Source organism: Plantactinospora sp. WMMB782 (genome assembly GCF_049179135.1).
GTDB lineage: Bacteria > Actinomycetota > Actinomycetes > Mycobacteriales > Micromonosporaceae > Plantactinospora.
Map to the genome: position 1 here is coordinate 7,340,082 of NZ_JBMHMC010000007.1, position 18,784 is coordinate 7,358,865.

Here is an 18,784-nt window from a genome sequence, read left to right on the forward strand (position 1 = left end):
CGCTCGACGTGCTGCCGGACGGATCAGGCAACGCCGCCCGCTGCTGGCACTGTGCTGGATCCCGGACGGTAGCCGCGACCGCCGACCACAATGGAGAGATCAGGCGCAGGTAGCCGTGATCTGCCGGCCGTGGGGTCTGCGTCACGTGGTCAGCTCAGTCCCGGCGCCGGTCCCTGAGGCCGGTTCCGTCGGAGTTCGGCGGGTGAGGCTGGCGAGCTTGTTCCGCAGCGGCTCCACCTCGGAGCCGCCGATGTCGTTCAGGATCGCCAGCGCGTGCCGCCAGACATGCCGCGCTGCCGCGAAGCGGCCACCCGCGTGATGCACATCGCCGAGATGGGTCAGGGTGACCGCCTCGCCGTGCCGGTCGCCGATGCGGCGCTGCAGGTCGATGGCCCGCTGGTAACAGTTCGCCGCGGCGGCGTCGTCGCTCAGCTGGTGGTGGATGTAGCCGAGGCTGTCCCAGGTCGAACCCGCCGCGTCCCAGGATTCCAGCTCCTGCTGGACGACGATGGCCTGCTCGCAGGCGGTCAGGGCCTGTGGATAGTCGCCCAGCTGCGCGTACAGCCAGCCCAGGTTGTTGAGTGCGAGAGACTGCCCGTACCGGTGTCCGCCGGCTCGGAACAGATCGAGTGCCCGGCGGGAGTGGACGAGCGCCTGGGCGTGGTGCCCCTGCCGGTCCTCGGCCATGCCGAGGTGGACATGGGTGTACGCCTCGCCGATCGGATCACCGGCCCGCAGGTAGATTTCGAGGGCTGCGGCCAGACGCCCGCGTGCGGTCTCGAAGCGCCGCAGCTCGATGTCCGCGAGCGCCCGAAAGCGGTACGCCATGGCGGCGACCGCCTGGTCGTCGAGCCGCTGCGCGGCCGCGAGGGCCAGGTCTTGAGAGGCAGCCCAGTCGTGCCAGTGCCCCTGCCGGTCGAGGAAGTGCACCATGGCCCAGGCCAGCCGCCAGACATGCCCGTCGAACCGGCCCGACCGGTCGCTTCCGGCGCGGTCGATCGCCGCGAGCAGGACCGGGCGCTCCACGGCGAACCAGGTGAGGGCCTCGTCGGCGTCGGTCAGCCGCTCGGGGGTCACGCCGGGCTGCTCCGGCGCCGCCGCGATGGGGTCGCGGCTCGGGCTCAGCAGCAGCGCGGCGGCCATGGCCGTGTGCACGTAGTGATCGAGGACCCGGTGCACCGCCGCGCTGCGTTCACTCGCCCGCTCGGCTGTCGCGGCCTGTTCGGTCGCGTACACCCGCAACAGGTCATGGAAGTTGTACCTGCCCGGGGCATGCTCCACGATGAGGTGCGCCCGGGCCAGTTCGGTCAGCAGCCGCTTCACCTGGGAGCGCGACGCACCGGCGAGGCTCGCCGCCGCAGCCACGGACACGTCCGGCCCGGGGTGCAGGCCCAGCAGCCGGAACAGCCGGATGGCGGCCGGGCTCACGGCCTGGTACGACCAGGAAAACACCGCTCGTACGTCGGTGGCCGGTTCGTCGCCGGCGAGCGCGTCGAGCCGGTCATGCGCATCCCGCAGCTCGGCCGCGAGCGTACCCAGCGGGAACGTCGGATGGGTTGCGGCCCTGGCCGCCGCGATGGCCAGGGCCAGCGGCAGACGGCAACACCGCGAGATGATCTCGTCGACCGCCTCCGGCTCGGCCTCGACCCGCGCCCGGCCCAGCCGCGCGGTCAGCAGCTCGCGGGCCTCGACGACGCTGAGCAGGTCCAGCGGCAACGGTAGCGCGCCCTCCGTCGTTACCAGGCCGGACAGTCGATCGCGGCTGGTCACCACGACCAGGCAGCCGGGCGCACCGGGCAGCAACGGCCGGACCTGGTCCGCGTCCCGGGCGTTGTCGAGCAGGATGAGCATCCGCAGGTCGGCGAGGAGCGTCCGATACAGCGCCGCCTGGGCATCGAGGTCCGTGGGTAGTCGGCTGGCGGGCACGTCGAGCGCGTCGAGGAAGCGGCGGATTGCCTCGGCCGGGTGCATCGCCGGGCCGGCGGGGTCGAACCCGCGCAGGTTGACATAGAGCTGACCGTCCGGGAACCGGTGGCGCACCTGGTGCGCCCAGTGCACGGCGAGCGATGTCTTGCCCACTCCCGCGGTTCCGGCGATCGCGGTGATCAGCACGGCTGTCGGAGGGCGGCCCGCGTGCCGCGCGTCCTCGAGCAGGCTGCTGAGCCGGCGTACCTGCTCGGTACGGCCGATGAAGCCGACGATGTCCGCGGGCAGCTGCGCGGCAGGGGGAAGCGCCGCGCCAGCCCCGCGCGGTGCTGGTGCCCCGGCCACCGGTGGGCTGGCGGGATCGGCGGCCGTCTGGTGCGCCGCGCCGGCGGCCGCACAGAACCAGTTGCGCGAATCTCCGGTCAGTTCGAGAGCGTCGGCCAGCAGCCGCACGGTGCTCGGGCGGGGCCGGTCCACCCGGTTCATCTCGATCTTCCTTAGGCCCCGGGCCGTCACTCCCGCCCGATCGGCAAGCTCCTCCTGAGACAGCCCTGACCGATGCCGGTAGTTTCGGAGCAGCTCACCGAATGTCGCCGGCCTCACTGCGGCATCGCCACCGGCCGGATTCCCCGGCACATGGTCATCCACCATCGTCACCTCGCCGTGCGTGGCCGGCATCAGCCCAAAGGGTACCGACAAGTTCCGGTCTTGTTCCGGTACAGGCCCTCGAACAGACCGCCGGAATCGGCGAGCCTTGGATGGTCACCGGTGAGGGCCTGAGCCGGCCCGGAAATCCTCCGCCCTTGTCGAGCGGCGTCAATTCATGACCTGCCCGTCAAGGTTCTCTTCAGGTACTTCTTGTTGAACCGGAAAGGACTGACATGTCCACCATGCTAGGGCCTGTGTCGAAGTCGGTGCCAGGGCTTGAGCTGTTGGGTGAGGATCTTCGCGTGTTGGTGTTCGAGGTGTAGCGAGGTCTCCGGTATCTGGTTCAGCGACCAAGCAGAACCCGAAGACCGGAGACCTCGTGGACACCCTAGCGGTGGCGAGGCGGCACGACCTGACCGACGCAGAGTGGGTGGCGCTGGAGCCGCTGCTGCCTGCGGGGCGTAGGCCAGGTCGGCCGTCGAAATGGACGAAACGGCAGCTCATTGATGGGATCAGGTGGCGGACACGGGTCGGTGCTCCGTGGCGGGATGTTCCGGAGTGCTACGGATCCTGGGCCGCGGCGTACGGGCTGTTCCGGCGTTGGCAGCGTGATGGGACCTGGGCGAAGATCTTGACCGTGTTGCAGTCCCTTGCTGACTCGGCCGGACGTGTGGTCTGGGACGTGTCGGTGGACTCGACGGTCGCCCGGGCGCATCAGCACGCTGCCGGGGCGCGTAAAAGGGGGATCTGCAGGCCGAGCCGCCGGGCGGGGTCATGGTCGAGCCGACCGATCACGCGCTCGGCCGGTCGCGGGGCGGGCTGACCACGAAGCTGCACTTGGCCTGTGAGCAGGGGCAGAAGCCGTTGTCGATCGTGTTGACCGCCGGGCAGCGCGGTGACAGCCCGCAGTTCATCGCGGTGCTCGACGGGATCCGAGTGCCCCGTCTCGGCGCCGGCCGACCCCGGACCCGCCCGGACCGGGTCCTGGCCGACAAGGCGTACACGTCGAAGGCCAACCGCCGCTACCTGCGCCGACGCGGCATCGCCGCGACTATCCCCTCGAAAGCCGACCAGGACGCCAACCGGCGCAAGCTGGGGTCCAAGGGCGGCCGACCCCCGGCCTTCGACCCCGAACGGTACAAGCAGCGTCATGCCGTGGAGTGCGGCATCAACCGGCTCAAGGGCAACCGGGCCGTCGCCACCCGCTTCGACAAACTCGCCGTCCGCTACGAAGCCACCGTGCACATCGCCGCGATCAACGAGTGGCTGTAACCGACTTCGACACAGGCCCTAGCCGCGGGAAGCGCGGCGCTGTCCCTACTCGTGGCGCCCGTCGCGGCGGCACACGCCACGGTCGGCGGGGCCGCTGGCCCCATCGTCATCGAGAGCATCGCGACCAGCGGCTCAGGCTGCCCCGGAGGGTCGGCGAGCGTCACCACGTCCGACGGCACCGTACGGGTCACGTTCCCGAGTTCGTACACCGCGCGCCGCGGGTCCGGCGCCACGCCCGCCGACTTCCGCAGGAACTGCCTGGTCATCATCAGGGCCAGCACGCCTGCCGGCAGCGGGTTCACCGTCGCCTCCGCCACCTACACCGGCACGTCGGCGCTGTCGTCGGGTGCGGTGGCCTCGTCGAACGCCAGCTACAGCTTCGCCGGCCAGACCACCCTCACCACCCTGCAGCACCCGGCGGCAGGGACCGGGGCATGGTCGGCCACCGATTCCTCGGCCGACCTGGCGCCGTTGGCCGCCACCGCCTGCAGCGCGTCCGGCATCGTCAACGTCAACACCGACCTGCGGGTGACCGGCGGCACTGGCTCACTGTCGGCGGCCTCGGCCGTCATCCAGCTGGCCACCGTGCCCTGCTGACCGTCCTGCCACTCCGTCCGGGTCCCACTCGGCGGCGACCGCCTACGGCCGACCCCGCGCCCGCACCGGACGCGGGGTCGGCGATGCAACGATCAGATGCCGGTTAGCCGAACCCGTTCCGCCTCGACACTCCAAGTTGGAGAGACACATGTCTTCGCCTGTACGCCGGCCGGGACCCAACCGGCTTACCCGGCTCGTGGCCGCCCTGCTGCCGGTAGGCCTCGCCGCCGCCATGCTGAGCCAGCCGGCCACCGCCGCCCAACCGGCCGCCGCCCAGTCGGGCGCGGTTTCCGAGCTGTCGGCTGACCCGGTCACCCGGTCCGTGACGCTCATCACCGGTGACCGGGTACTGCTGACCGAACGCGCCGACCGGCTGACCCCGGTGCGCGTCGAACCCGGACCAGGACGCACGAGCGTGGCGTTCAGCACGAGCTCCGTCGGCGGCCGGCTGCGGGTCGTGCCGCTGGACGCCCAGCCCCTGCTGCGCGCCGGGCGGCTGGACCCGCAACTGTTCGATCTCACCGCGCTGACCCGCTTCGGGTACGACGACCGCCGCGCCGACCTGCCACTCCTCGTCATGGGCGACGCCGCCGGCGTGCGGACCCGCACCGCCGAGGTCTCCAGCATCGTGCCGGCCCGCCCGTTGCGTGGTGGGGCCGCGGTCCGGGCGGGCAAGCGTGGCCTTGGTACCGCGTGGCGCAACCTCGTCGGTGACCCGTCCAGCCGGCAGCCGCGCGCCGCCCGCGGTACCAGCGACTGGAAGGTGTGGCTCGACGGTCTGCTGACTCCCGCGCTGCGGGAGAGCGTGCCCCAGATCGGCGCACCCGACGCGTGGTCGGCCGGCCTCACCGGTGCCGGGATCAAGGTCGGCGTGGTCGACTCGGGCGTAGACGCCCAGCACCCGGACCTCGCCGGTCAGGTGGTCGCCGCGCAGAACTTCGTCGACGGTGAGGACCTGCGCGACGTCACCGGCCACGGTACGCACGTGGCCTCGACGATCGCCGGAACCGGTGCCGCGGCCCCCGGAGGCTACCGGGGGGTCGCCCCGGGTGCCCGGCTGGTCTCCGCCCGAGCCTGCGGCCTGGGCGGATGTCCGACCTCGTCAGTGCTCGCGGCGATGCAGTGGACCGCCGACCAGGGCGCGAAGATCATCAACATGAGCCTCGGCGGCCTGGTCACCACGCCCGAGCCGAATCCCCTCGTGGATGCGGTCGAGCGAATCACGCGAGAGCAGAACGTGCTGTTCGTGGTCGCCGCGGGCAACGACGGTGAACTGGGCGACTCCTCCCTGTCGGTCCCCGGTACCGCCGATTCGGCGCTCACCGTGGGCGCCGTCTCGAAGTCCGACGAGTTGGCCGAGTTCTCCAGCCGTGGACCGCGGCTCGGCGACGGTGCACTCAAACCGGACATCACCGCGCCGGGTGTCGCCATCACGGCGGCCAAGAGCGCCGACGCACCTGATGAGCCCGGCCCCGACCCGCTGCACGCCACAAGGCCCGGCACCTCCATGGCCGCCCCGCATGTCTCCGGATCTGCGGCCGTCCTCGCCGGTCAGCACCCGGACTGGACCGCCGCCCAGCTCAAAGCCGCGCTCATGGGCTCGGCCAGGACCAGTCCGAGCATCGGGGTGTACGCCCAGGGCGCCGGGCGGGTCGACCTGACCCGGGGAATCACCCAGCGGGTCCTGGCCGACCCGCCGAGCATCAGCGTGCAGGATCAGTGGCCCCTGGAGGACGCACCGATCGTGCGCACGGTCACGTACCACAACACCGGCACCGCACCGGTCACGCTCAACCTGCACGTGCGGACCGCGGCCGCTGCCGGCGAGTACACCGTCGCCGAACCCACGCTCACCGTGCCGCCGGGTGGCAGCGCGGACGCCCACCTGGCCGTCGACACACGAGTCGCCGGGGTGGCCAGGTTCAGCGGCGGCTGGCTGGTCGCCACCGCGGGAGACACCACGGTCACCACACCCTTCGTGGCCGCCGTCGAGACCGAGGCGACGTACGCGGTGCACATCGACAGCCTCGACCGCGACGGCGCCGCAGCCCGCGACACCGCGACGGCGCTCGTCGACACCACCACCGCGAGGGTTTTCGAGGTGACCACGAACAGTGCCGACCTGCGCGTCCCGCAGGGCCACTACGTGGTCATGAGCCTGTTCACGAACTTTGTCGACGACACGACGACCGTGCTCGTCGACCCGGACGTCGCCGTGACCGGCGACCGCCACCTGATCCGGGACGCCCGCCTCGGCCAACCGGTGCGGGTCCGGCAGCCGATCGCGGACGCGGCACCGGTCTCCGCCTCGGTGTACACCCAGGTCGCGGTGCCTGCCGGAATTCTCTATTCGATCGGCGCGACGTCGATCTCCCCCGACCTGCTCCGACTCGGACCGGCCCACCCGAACGGCAGCAACCCCGCTGTCGAGAGCGGCTTCACGATGCTGGAGACCAAGCAGGGCGGCGACCCGGCGGACTCGCCGTACGTGGTCGGTCTCTCCTGGCACGAGAAGGGACGGATGTTCCCCGGACTGCGACGTACCGTCACGCCGAACCAACTCGCGACGGTGCACGCCACATACGCCCGGCACGCACTGGACGGCGGGACCATGCGGTACACGGCGCAGTGGCCCGGTTCCCCGGTCGAGCTGGCCGACGTGGCAGCCGTGCGCCTGCCCGGGGCCCGGGTGGAGTACTTCAACACCGACGGTGGTGTCCAGCGGCAGATGTCCCTTGTGGAAACCGGCACCGGCGGCACCGTCGGCAACACGCTGACCAGCCCGGTCCGGACTTTCGTCGGCGGCCGGCAGTACGCCGAGCGGCGCAACGTCGGGGTGTACGGGCCGGGGTTCGCCGACCCGCCCCTGGCCGAAGGGCGCTGGGTGAGCCGCCGCGGCGACACCTTACGGATCGCGCCGACCCTGGTCGACGACCGGCTCGGCTGGGCCGGGCTCGCCACCGTCGGTGACACCCCACGGCTGACGGTCGTCCGCGACGGGCAGCAGCTGTTCGACGGCCGCAGCACCAGAACGGATCTGGCGGTGCCGTCAGGCCCCGGCGACTACCGTCTCACGGCTGACCTCGTACGCGGCCGAGGGAAGGAGCTCGCCACGCGCGCCACGGCCGAGTGGACGATCAGATCGGACACCACGGACACCGACCGGTGGCAGCCGCTTGCACTGTGGGTCGTTCGGTTCCTTCCCGCGCTCGACGACAACAACCAGGCCCCGGCCGGAGCGCCGTTCGTCGTCCCGTTCGAGGTGCGGCACCAGGCCGGCTCGGCACCTGCGGCAATCCGCACACTGAGCGTCGAGGTGTCCCACGACGACGGCGCCACCTGGCACCCGGCGCCGGTCGAGCGGAACGGGCAACAGGGAGTCGCGCTGCTGACCCACCCGTCGGGTAACGGCTTCGTGTCGCTGCGGGCCAGTGGCGTCGACGATAGCGGCGGCACCGTCCGGGTGACCGTTCTGCGGGCGTACCGGATCGGGTGAATGGGCGGTCGCGCCCGCTCCTCCGTGACCGGCGGGGGCAGGATCCGGCGAGCCCGGCAACCGGCTGCCACCGGTGACCACCCGTAGGTACAGCCGATCTGCGGCGGCACTGTCGCACCGGGGGGGCGGCGCCCCCCGGTGCGCGACCGCTTTCAGTGACGACTATTCGTTGATCGTGTCCAACGGACTGGGATGCGCTTCATCTCACCCTCTCGCCCGCCACCTGGCGCAAGCTACCTGGAAGGCAACACGGGCGCAGTGGCCGGGAGGATCCGGTAACCGAAGTGGACTGGACTCGCACTGCGGATCCGGCGTAGCATCCTGCACCAGAGAGATCGTCAAGTGATCGCCGCTGGTGGATGTAGACAGCGGATCGGGGGGATCAATGATCTGTGCGCTGCCACCGCCACACCACTTTTCCTGCGCTGCCATAGCGCCGCAGCCCTGGGTCCTTGCCCTGGTTTCCGGGGAGCGCCACAGAACAAGCCGGCAAGACTAGCGTCGATCTTCACGAGCCTATTGGCCTGATGTCGGCTGTTTTGCGTCAGCCTTGGACCGACCTTCTGGCCGCGGTGGCCCGGTCCTGCCTTCTCAGCTCCGGAGCATCAACAGCACCTCCGGCCGTCCTCTGCGACCAGGCCGCCACCACTCTGCCGGGGACGGGGAACGCCCTCGCGCTGCGGTTCACCGAGTCGAGCCGCGGCGTCCTGTGCCGGCTCAGCCTGCGAGCTGGCGACACCAGCGGGTTGGAAGAGACGACCGCCCACCCCTCCGCACGGCGGATATGTGCTGGCCGATTCCGAACTACCCGTACCTCATTCCCGAAACAACGGAGGGTGGCCGCCGATGACACAGCAGGCGGGACGTATGGCCCGGCAGCTGCCGACGCTCAACGGTTTACGGGGGATCGCCGCGGTAACGGTTTTCTTCTCCCACACGACGTTGTTCGGCTTCTTCGCCGACGAGCGGGTCGACGACTGGTGGTACACCGTTCTCAGCCGTACCGGATCTGCCGCGCTCGGCTTCTTCTTCATCCTCAGCGGTTTCGTCCTGACCTGGTCGGCTCCCGACCACGAGCCGAATCGCCGGTTCTGGCGCCGCCGGGCAGCCCGGATCCTGCCGAACCACCTGGTCGTCTGTGCCGTGTTCATCGTCCTTCTGATCCTGGTACGAGGGGGCGCGCCGCTGTGGCCGACGCTGGCGAACGTCACGCTGGTGCAGAGCTGGATTCCGGATGAGTTCATCTTCAACGGGATCAATCCGCCGAGCTGGTCGCTGAGCTGTGAGATCTTCTTCTACGCATCGTTCCCGTGGCTGCTCGCCGGCATCCGAAGGCTCTCCGCTGCCGGGCTCTGGTCGATCGCGGGTGGCATTGTCGCCGCGATGCTTGTCGCACCCGTCGTCTCCACGGCGTTCCTTCCGGACGAGCCGACGTACACCTACGCGGACGCGGCATTTCCGCAGTTCTGGTTCGTGCAACAGTTCCCGTTGATCCGGATGCTGGACTTCGTCCTCGGGATCGTCATCGCCCAGCTCGTCATGCGGGGGGCGTGGATCAGACTGAGCCTGCCCGCCGCCGGACTTGTCACGCTGGCCTTCTACGGCGTTTCCGAGGTCGTGCCGCTGCTCTACTCGGTGGTCGCGGCGATGGTCATCCCGCTCGCGTTGCTGGTGGCTGCCGCGGCGCGGGCGGACGTCGAGGGGCACCGCTCACCGCTGCGCGGGCGGGTCGCCGGCTGGCTGGGCGACACGTCCTTCGCCTTCTACCTCATTCACATCCTGGTGTTGTACGGCGCCGGGAACATGTCTCCGAGCGGCTTCGGTGTCGCCGCCGCGCTGGCCGTGATGGTCGGCGCCTACCTGGCGACGCTCGGCCTTGCGTCGTTGCTTCACATCGGCGTGGAACGGCCGATGATGCGCCGATTCGCCAGATCCCGGAAACCTGCCGCCGCCCCTCAGCCCACCGCGGTGGCTACCGCTCCGCCTCCCATTGAGCCGCTGCCCGTCGCGACGGCTGACGGGACGCGAGTCGGGTAGCGACAGCCGGACGCCGGGCCGCACCGGTGCCCTGGCTGATCCTGTCCGGATCAGCCAGGGCACCGGTTCACCGGACGGTCAGCGTGGCCCGGACCGCGCCGGCCGGGCGCAGAGTGACCATCGGTACCACCTCCAGCCGCTCGTCGGGTGTGTCCACACGGTAACGAGCGAGCAACGCGCTCAGCAGTACGGTCATCTCCAGCAGCGCGAAGTGTTCCCCGATACAACTGCGCGGCCCGCCACCGAACGGAAAGTAGGCGTAGCGCGGCCGCTCCTGCCGCCCGAGGAACCGGTCGGGCTCGAAGCGCTCCGGGTCGGGCCAGAATTCCGGATGCCGGTGCGTGACCCAGGGAGCGACTACCACCTTGGTGTTGGCCGGAATCCGGTAACCGGAGACGACGACGTCAGACTCGGCCATCCGCTCCATGCTGTACACGGGCGGGTACAGCCGCATGCCTTCCATGGCCGCAGCTCGCACCAGTTCCTCGTCGCCCGCGCCGATCCCGGCCGCGACCCGTTCCTGCACCTCGGGATGCCGACCCAGCAGGTGCATGGTGAAGGCCAGCCCGGCCGAGGTCGTCTCATGCCCGGCGAGCAGGAACACGAGCATCTGATCCCGGATCTCCTCCATGGACAGCGCCTGCCCGGTTTCCGGATCCTCGGCCGCAGACAACAGGCCGAGCATATCCCCGTTCTCGTCGACACCCGATCGCTGCCGGGCGGCAATGATTCCGTCGATGATCTCGTACTGGGTCGCGCGTACCTGGTTGATCCGGCGGGACCGCGGAGTCGGCCAGCTCAGCGGCAGCTTGACGACCTGTAGGGCGCGCGCCAGCGCGAGGTCGCCCAGAACGGGCATGAGTTCCTGCAGACGGGGCACGACCTCGTCGATGTCGTCGCCGAACAGGGCCCGGCCGACCACCCGCATCGTGTAGCGCTGCATGACCTGGTACAGGTCCACCACGGATCCCGTGGTGACCGCCATGTCGTCGACGACGCGGGCCGCTTCCTCGGCCATCAGCTCGGTGTAGCGGGTCACCCGGCGCGGCGTGAACAGCGGTTGCAGCGTCCGCCGCTGTCGCAGCCAACGGTCTCCGTCGCTGGTCAGCAGGCCCACACCGATGAACTCCCGAAGGATTTCGTACGCGCTGGCGCGGCGGGTGAAGACCTGGGGGGTGGTAAGGACCTGATGGATGCCGTCGGGGTGGTGCACGTTCACCACGTCGACGCTGACGGCACGTGGCCCCCGGGGCAGTCCGACGTGGTAAGCCACCACGTCGCCGTACGTGTGGAAACCGTCCAGGATCGATCCCAGCAGGTCGTGGCGGAGCGCCGGCAACATGCCGAGGAGCGGATGCCCGGCCGGACCCGGTACGGCGATGGCCTTGGACAACTGTGTCGTCACGGTGATCCCCCGTTCAGTTGATCGACCTACGTCGACTATATTTCCACGCGCCGTACCCCTTCCCGGTCCCTGTCCCGTGGTGCGCAGCGTTGGCCATCACCATCGCTTCGCCAGCAGTCAGGAGTTCGGCACCAGCTCGGCCGCACTGGCCGAGGTGCGCCGCACGGGCGCACCGCCTTCACGAGCGGCGGGATCGTGATCCGGCCGGCTCGCTGCGGCCGTCGCCCGCACGAGGGTCGCGGCGTACTCGTCGGACAGGATGATGGCGGCACTTTCCCTGCCAGGCGCCGCCATCGCCCACGGCGACCGGGGCGGGCGGCTGGGTATGAAAACACCCCGGACGGTGCCGGGGTGGGATGGGGTGGTGTCGGCGGGGACCTCCTGGGTAGTGAGACGGGTATGCCGCAGCGATACGAGAACTACCCGAGAATCGCCCTGGTCACCGGCGCCGACTCGGGTATCGGCAAGGCCTGCGCGATCACCCTGGCCAAGGCCGGCTTCGACGTCGGCATCACCTGGCACGAGGACTCTGTCGGCGCGGAGAGGACCGCGACCGAGGTACGAGCGGCTGGCAGGCGGTGTGTGGTCGCCCGGCTGGATTTGACGCTGCTGCCCGAGGCGGCGTCCGTGATAGACGAGCTCGCCGACGGGTTGCACGGGATTGGCGTGCTGGTCAACAATGCCGGCACCGGCTCGTCCACACCATTCGTGGAGACCAGTTACCGGCAGTGGCGGGAGGTGCTGTCCGTCGATCTCGACGGGCCGTTCCTGTGTGCCCAGCGAGCAGCCCGCCGCATGCGGACGGCCGGTACCGGAGGCCGGATCATCAATGTCACGAGCGTGCACGAGCACGCACCCAAGGTGGGTTCGGCGGCGTACTGCGCGGCCAAGGGCGGCCTCGGGCTGTTGACGAAGGTGATGGCCCAGGAGCTGGCGGCAGACGGCATCACCGTAAATGCCGTGGCGCCTGGCGAGATTTCCACTCCGATGAACGACCAGGAGGACGTCGACCCGTTCACCGAGGACCGACCAGGAATTCCGGTAGGTCGTCCCGGCGACGCTCGGGAAATCGCGGCGGTGGTGGCTCTGCTCGCCTCACCGGCCGCCGCCTACGTCAACGGTGCTTCCTGGATCGTCGACGGCGGAATGACGCTGATGGGGCCGCAGGGCGCCGCCCATCTGGAATCCACCGGCTGGCGTCAACCCTGACCACCAGCGCTGATGAAACCGACAATGGGAGGTCGTCGTGAAAGCCGTCACCTGGCACGGGGTCGGAGACATCCGGCTCGAGGAGGTAGCGGACCCGGAGATCAAGGATCCGACCGACGCGGTCGTCCGGATCACCACCAGCGCGATCTGTGGCACAGATCTGCACTTCGCTCGTGGCACCATGCCCGGACTCCGGCCCGGGATCGTGCTCGGGCACGAGGCCGTCGGCGAGGTGGTCGAGGTCGGCCCGGGAGTGCGGAACCTCACCCCCGGTGACCGGGTGATCGTCCCGTCCACCATCGCCTGCGGGTACTGCTCGTACTGCCGGGCCGGCTACTTCGCCCAGTGCGACAACGCCAACCCGGGCGGGAAGCGGGCCGGAACCGCCTTCTTCGGCGGACCGGAGGCCGCCGGCGGCTTCGACGGTCTGCAGGCGGAGTACGCCCGGGTGCCCTTCGCGCACGTCGGGCTCGTCGGCATCCCGCAGGAGGTCAGCGAGGAGCAGGCGATCATGTTGTCCGACATCTGGCCCACCGCCTGGTTCGGCGCCCGACTCGCCGAGGTCTCCCCCGGCGACACGGTCGCGGTGTTCGGCTGCGGGCCGGTCGGCCAGTTCGCCGTGCTCTCGGCCCACCTGCAGGGTGCCGCGAGGGTCATCGCCGTCGACGGCCTCGAAGACCGCCTGGCGATGGCGAAGGCCCAGCACGCCGAGGTCGTCAACTTCAACGCCGAGGACCCGGTCGCGGCGATCATCGAGATGACCGGTGGCGTGGGGGTCGACCGGGTCATCGACGCCGTGGGCGTCGACGCCGAACGCCCCGCCGAGGGGCCCGCCACCGAGCAGGCCGACCAGCAGGCAGACCAGTTCGACCAGGAACGCCGGCAGGTCGCCCCGGACTCCGACCCCGGCTGGGCGCCCGGCGACGCTCCCACCCAGGCCGCTCGCTGGGCGGTGCAGGCCGTGGCCAAGGCCGGCACCATCGGGGTGGTCGGCGTCTACCCGCAGACCGTCACGTCGTTTCCGTTCGGCGAGGCGATGATGAAGAACCTGACCGTCAAGGCCGGCAACTGCCACCACCGCCGCTACATCCCGGAACTGCTCCGGCTCGTCGACAACGGCACCGTCGATCCCGCGCAACTGCTCACCCGGCACGAGCCGCTCACCGACGTGCTCGACGCCTACCGCCAGTTCCAGGACCGCGACCCCGGCTGGCTCAAGGTCGCCCTGAACGTCTGACCTTCCTCGGCCGGGAACCCGTTGCGGCTGTGGTGCCGGCTCGATCCGACACCACAGCCGCAGCCACGAGCGAGGAGAAGGAGCTGTGCCTCGTCCGGAGGCCACCTCCGGCAGCATCGTCATGCACACCGGTATCGCTGCGGATGCTCCACAGGAGCGTGGACGGTGGCGGTCGCCCGGTCCGCCGGCAGGCGGCACCTCGCCCTGGGCGTTCGGTGGGCTGCGGTTTTCCGCACCCCGGCCATTGAGGTCGGCCCGCTGAGGCCGGTGGTCGACTTCATGGTGCGGGCCCCGGTGGGTTCATAGCGTCCTCGGCATGATCAGTTCGCGGCACGCGCCGCTGCATGCCGGCCTGTCGGCACAGGAATCCGATCCGCCGCAGGGCCGTCCGGTCGGGGTGGTGACCGATCCGACGGAGCGGCTCGGCGCCCCTGGGGCGGGCCTGGCGGTCGCGTCGGAATCCGGGGCCGACGACCCGACCCCAGTCGTACCCGGCGCCCGGTGCGGAACGCCACGCCGGTCGGAGCATCGCCGATGACCCGGTGGATGGTGAACCCCGCACCGACGGGACAGCGCCGGGGGCGAACCGCCCGTACGTCGTTGACGAGCCGGGTGGGCCGGTGGAGCGCCAACCATCCCTGGCTCGCGATCGCCGCCTGGCTGTGTTTCGTGCTGGCCAGCATTGTCGGTGGCAGCCTGGTCGGCACGGTCGAGGCCACCACGCAGGACAGCCTGCACGGAGAACTGGCCCGCGCGGACCGCATCGAGCAGGCCGGTGATTTCCCCGAGGCTCCGACAGCCGAGAGCGTCCTGATCACGGCCCGAACCGGCAAGCTGGATCTCCAACGTACGCGGGCTGTCGCGGCCGAGCTGTCGACGTGGATGCGCGAGCTGCCCGAGGTGGCGAGGGTGGCTGATCCGGTTACCTCCCTCGATCGGGACGCCGTGCTGGTCGAGGTCGAGATGACCGGTTCGGCGGACGACGCGGACACCCGGGTAGGACCGCTGTTGGCGGCCACGACCCGGGCGCAGCAGGCGTATCCCGACCTGCGGGTGGAACAGGTGGGGTCGGCGTCCCTGGCGAAGGCGCTGACCGAGACGCTGGCAGCGGATTTCGTCAAGGCGGAGCTGATCAGCGTGCCGGTGGCACTGGTGATCCTGCTGTTCAGCTTCGGCGCGTTGATCGCCGCCGGAGTACCCGTCATGCTGGCGTTGTCGGCCGTCGGCGGCGCGATGGGGCTGGCCCAGTTCGCCTCGCACGTCTTCCCGGCCGGGGAACTGGTCAGCAGCATCATCTTGTTGATCGGCATGGCGGTCGGCGTCGACTACTCCCTGTTCTACCTGCGCCGTGAGCGCGAGGAACGAGCCCGCGGCCGTGACCATCGCAGTGCCGTCGAGGTCGCGGCCGCCACCTCGGGGCACGCGGTAATGGTCTCCGGCGTCGCCGTCGTGGCCGCCATGGCCAGCCTGTTCCTGGTCGGTGACAACACGTTCAGTTCGATGGCGACCGGCTCGATCCTGGTCGTCGGGGTCGCGGTGATCGGATCCCTCACCGCGCTACCCGCGATCCTGGTGACCCTCGGACGCTGGGTGGACCGGCCACGAGTACCCTTCCTCGGTCGGCGGGTGCAGCGGGCGGAGCGCAGCCGCTTCTGGGCGGCGGTCCTGCGACCGGCACTGCGCGCACCGCTCGTCACGTTCGTGCTCTCCGCCGGAGTACTGGTTGTCGTCGCCATCCCCGCGTTGCAGATGAACCTCAAGCGACCGACCGTCACCGACCTGCCCCGCTCGATCCCGATCCTGCGCAGCTACGACCGTCTGGCCGAGGCGTTCCCGAGTAACGACCTGGGCACCGGCCACGTCGTCGCGATCCGCACCGACGCCGCCGCCCGCCCCTCGGTGGAGCGCGAGATAGCCGAGCTCTCCAAACGGATCACCGAGGACAGCCGGTTCGCACAGGACCGGCCCCCGACCGTGCGCAGATCCGCCGACGGCACCGTCGTGCTGGCCACCGTCCACGTGGCGGGCACCAGCGACAGCAGCGCGGCGACCCAGTCGCTGCGACGGCTGCGCACCGAACTGCTGCCGCAGACGGTCGGCACGGTCCCGGGCACGGAGTGGGCGGTGGCCGGCCGTACCGCGAGCGACGCCGACTTCCGCGACCGGATGGCGGCGGCGCTCCCGCCGGTTGTCGCGTTCGTGTTCGGCATGACGTTCCTGATCATGCTCGTCACGTTCCGGTCGGTGGTGGTGGCGTTGACCTCGATCCTGCTCAACACGATCTCCGTAGCCGCCTCGTACGGACTGCTGGTTCTGGTGTTCCAGCACACCTGGGCGGAGGACCTGCTCGGGTTCACCTCCAACGGTGCGGTCGTGTCGTGGCTGCCGCTGATGCTGTTCGTCATCCTCTTCGGGCTCTCGATGGACTACCACGTGTTCGTCGTGAGCCGCATTCGCGAGGCAGCCCAGCGGGGCGTACCGACCCGGCAGGCGATCGAGCAGGGGATCGTCTCGTCGGCGTCCACGGTCAGCAGCGCCGCGATCATCATGGTTGCCGTCTTCTGCATCTTCGCCACCCTGTCGATCGTCGAGTTCAAACAACTCGGCGTGGGGCTCGCCGCCGCGATCCTGATCGACGCCACAGTCATCCGCGCGGTCGTCCTGCCGTCCCTCATGCGGCTGCTCGGCGAAGCGAACTGGTGGGCCCCGCGATTCCTCGCCGGCCGCCGTCGGGCCGGCGTCATCCGCCACGACAGCGACGCCGACCCCGACCCAGTAACGCAGGTCGACTCCGACGCCGAAACGCAGGTCATCCTGCTGGCCGGTGACCGGTAGCCAGGCTGGACGGGCGGCCGGACACGCGGCGCTCGCGACCGGCCGCCGTCTTCCCGGACGACACGGATCTGGATTGTCATGAGCAACGTAGAGGAGGGCTCGGCAGTAGCGGACGTCGGCAGTCGGACCCGGACACATCAGATCGAAAGGAGGAAGGGCACACGCACCCGAGAGGACGCGGTGGCCCTGACGACGAATGACCACTTGGGATCCCACAGCGGCAGGCGTGCTCCGACTGCCCTCCGGCCGACTCGTCCGCGGCCGGGCGCTCAGACGCCCGCTCCCGCAGGGCCTGCGGCCCACTTTCGCGCTCTACCTTCTGGGCCGCCGGCCGACGCCCGTGGCGTGGGAGCATCGATGGCTGCGCTGGCCCGACTTCCGGCTGCCGGCCGACCGTGCGGCAACCGCCGACGCGCTGCACGAGGCGTGGGCTCGTGCCGAAGACGAACGCGTCGAGATCGCCTGCGGCGGCGGGAAGGGACGTACCGGCACCGCCCTCGCCTGCCTCGCGGTGATCGACGGGGTACCCAACGACCAGGCCGTCGGCTATGTCCGGCAGCACTACGCTCCGGGTGCCGTCGAGACCCCCTGGCAGCGCCGCTTCGTCTCCCGGTTTCGATAGCCGTGCCCGGGAACTCGTTCCGGCTCCGGCCCGCGCGTCCGGCTCCGGCCCGCGCGGGTCGGCCAGCCGGCGTCAGGCGACCCGCCCGACCAGGGCGCATCCTGTCGATCATGACAGCTGAGGAGTACGCGATGGTCACCGATCTCGCGCGACGTCGGAATCTCGACCCCCGCGTCGCACTGCGTCGCCAACGTTCCTTGGAGGATGTCTGATCCACGCACTTCGTCGTGTCAGGAAGCTCGCGGTCAGGTACGGGGCCGGTCACCATCTCCGCCCGGAGTCAGGACGTGTCGGGCCCGGTCACCGGTCCAGGCCGCTTCGAGGATCGCGGTCAGGCTGGCGGTGTCGGTCGGGCCGGGATGGTTCTGGATCAGGCGGGTGACGCCGCTGGCCATCTCGGCGAAGCGCGGAAGGTCGGCGCGGGCCACGCCGATCTCCGCCAGGGTGGGAGGGATGCCGATGTCGGCGAGGAGCCCGTCGAGCCAGCTGAGGAACGCATCTGCGGCCTCGGCATCCGAGGCGTCGGTCACGTCGAGTCCGCACACCCCGGCGAGGGTGGCCAACCGGTCGGTGATGGCATCCCTGGCCGCGTCCAGTGCGTAGGGCAGCAACAGCCCGACGCCCAGGCCGTGCGGCGTGTGCGTGGCCGCGCCGATGGGGTACTGGAGAGCGTGCGGGGCCGCGTTGCCCGCGTGGGAGAATGCGAGCCCGGCGAGCATGGCGCCGTAGGACATGTCCGCGCGCGCGTCCGTGTCGCCCCCGTTCGCAACCGCACGACGCAGGCTACGGGCGATCCGCTCGGCGGCCAGCAGCGCGTAGTGGTCGGTGACCGGGTTGCGGCCGAGGAACACCTGCTCCACCGGGTCGCGCGGTCCGTGGGCCCGGGGTCGCGCGGTGTAGCTCTCCACCGCGTGACAGAACGCGTCGATGCCGGAGTGGGCGGTGACGGTCGCCGGGCAGGTGTAGCTGAGTTCGGGGTCGACGATGGCGAAGTCGGGCACGATGTGGACGCTGGAAACGCCGACCTTCAGCTCGCGGTCCGGGTCGGTCAACACCGAGACGGGAGTGAGCTCGGAGCCGGTTCCCGAGGTCGTCGGGACCGCGACGAGCGGGATCGTCGGCCCAGGCACCTTCGACTCGCCGTAGAAGTCGCGCGGCGTACCACCGTGGCGCCGGATCACGCCGACGATTTTGGCGAGGTCGATCACCGTGCCACCCCCGATGGCGAGGATCACGTCGGCGTCCACCTCGGCGGCGACCGAGACGGCCAGGGCGACATCGCTGAGTGGCACGTCCGGAGTCGCGTCGGGAAACACCTCGACGGCCTCGACCTTCTCCCGCACGGCGGCCACGATCTCGGCCACGCCCGGCTGCTCCAGAAGAACCTGGTCGGTCACGATGAGGACCCGCGAGCCGCTCTCGGCCACCACTCGCGGGATGTTCTGCGCGACCCCTTCGCCCACTATCAGCTGGCGTGGTCCGCGGACGGTCTCAAGCATG

11 protein-coding genes are annotated in these 18,784 nt (G+C 70.4%); 8 read left to right on the forward strand and 3 right to left on the reverse strand.

The window, feature by feature from the left end; genetic code table 11:
- Window positions 1-141 precede the first annotated feature (141 nt).
- Complete coding sequence (locus ACN28A_RS34780) at window positions 142-2,604, reverse strand: ATP-binding protein (protein ID WP_421402767.1); 2,463 nt, start codon at window positions 2,602-2,604, stop codon at window positions 142-144.
- A gap of 364 nt (window positions 2,605-2,968) precedes the next feature.
- On the opposite strand from ACN28A_RS34780, the gene ACN28A_RS34785 reads away from it, so the two are divergent.
- The 4 genes from ACN28A_RS34785 to ACN28A_RS34800 all read left to right on the forward strand — a co-directional run bounded on the left by ACN28A_RS34785 (window position 2,969) and on the right by ACN28A_RS34800 (window position 9,976).
- Window positions 2,969-3,846 (forward strand): IS5 family transposase gene (locus ACN28A_RS34785; RefSeq protein WP_421404080.1). Its coding sequence is split into 2 segments (ribosomal slippage): window positions 2,969-3,358 and window positions 3,361-3,846, totalling 876 coding nucleotides; the frame shifts between segments, so codons are not numbered across the junction.
- Window positions 3,847-3,897: 51 nt separating this feature from the next.
- A complete protein-coding gene (locus ACN28A_RS34790; protein WP_421402769.1) occupies window positions 3,898-4,443 on the forward strand; it encodes a DUF4360 domain-containing protein in 546 nt (181 codons plus the stop codon).
- A 148-nt stretch (window positions 4,444-4,591) separates the two neighbouring features.
- Window positions 4,592-7,939 (forward strand): S8 family peptidase, encoded by a 3,348-nt coding sequence (locus ACN28A_RS34795; RefSeq protein WP_421402770.1) that lies wholly within the window; start codon window positions 4,592-4,594, stop codon window positions 7,937-7,939.
- A gap of 786 nt (window positions 7,940-8,725) precedes the next feature.
- Entirely contained in the window at window positions 8,726-9,976 is a 1,251-nt protein-coding gene (locus ACN28A_RS34800) for an acyltransferase family protein (protein ID WP_421402772.1), read from the forward strand.
- A gap of 67 nt (window positions 9,977-10,043) precedes the next feature.
- Here ACN28A_RS34800 and ACN28A_RS34805 read toward each other — a convergent pair whose 3' ends face one another.
- Complete coding sequence (locus ACN28A_RS34805) at window positions 10,044-11,381, reverse strand: cytochrome P450 (protein ID WP_421402774.1); 1,338 nt, start codon at window positions 11,379-11,381, stop codon at window positions 10,044-10,046.
- Between the two features lie 351 nt (window positions 11,382-11,732).
- Here ACN28A_RS34805 and ACN28A_RS34810 point away from each other — a divergent pair, with 351 nt between their 5' ends.
- From ACN28A_RS34810 to ACN28A_RS34825, 4 genes are all read left to right on the forward strand, one after another.
- Window positions 11,733-12,590: an SDR family oxidoreductase gene (locus ACN28A_RS34810; RefSeq protein WP_421402776.1), complete on the forward strand. Its 858-nt coding sequence runs from the start codon at window positions 11,733-11,735 to the stop codon at window positions 12,588-12,590.
- 37 nt (window positions 12,591-12,627) lie between these two features.
- Complete coding sequence (locus ACN28A_RS34815; protein ID WP_421402778.1) at window positions 12,628-13,827, forward strand: zinc-dependent alcohol dehydrogenase; 1,200 nt, start codon at window positions 12,628-12,630, stop codon at window positions 13,825-13,827.
- A gap of 534 nt (window positions 13,828-14,361) precedes the next feature.
- A complete protein-coding gene (locus ACN28A_RS34820; protein ID WP_421402780.1) occupies window positions 14,362-16,662 on the forward strand; it encodes an MMPL family transporter in 2,301 nt (766 codons plus the stop codon).
- A gap of 340 nt (window positions 16,663-17,002) precedes the next feature.
- Window positions 17,003-17,284 (forward strand): protein-tyrosine phosphatase family protein, encoded by a 282-nt coding sequence (locus tag ACN28A_RS34825; RefSeq protein ID WP_421402782.1) that lies wholly within the window; start codon window positions 17,003-17,005, stop codon window positions 17,282-17,284.
- Between the two features lie 245 nt (window positions 17,285-17,529).
- Here the strand turns inward: ACN28A_RS34825 and ACN28A_RS34830 are convergent, their stop codons facing one another.
- Complete coding sequence (locus tag ACN28A_RS34830) at window positions 17,530-18,783, reverse strand: iron-containing alcohol dehydrogenase (RefSeq protein WP_421402784.1); 1,254 nt, start codon at window positions 18,781-18,783, stop codon at window positions 17,530-17,532.
- Window position 18,784 lies beyond the last annotated feature (1 nt).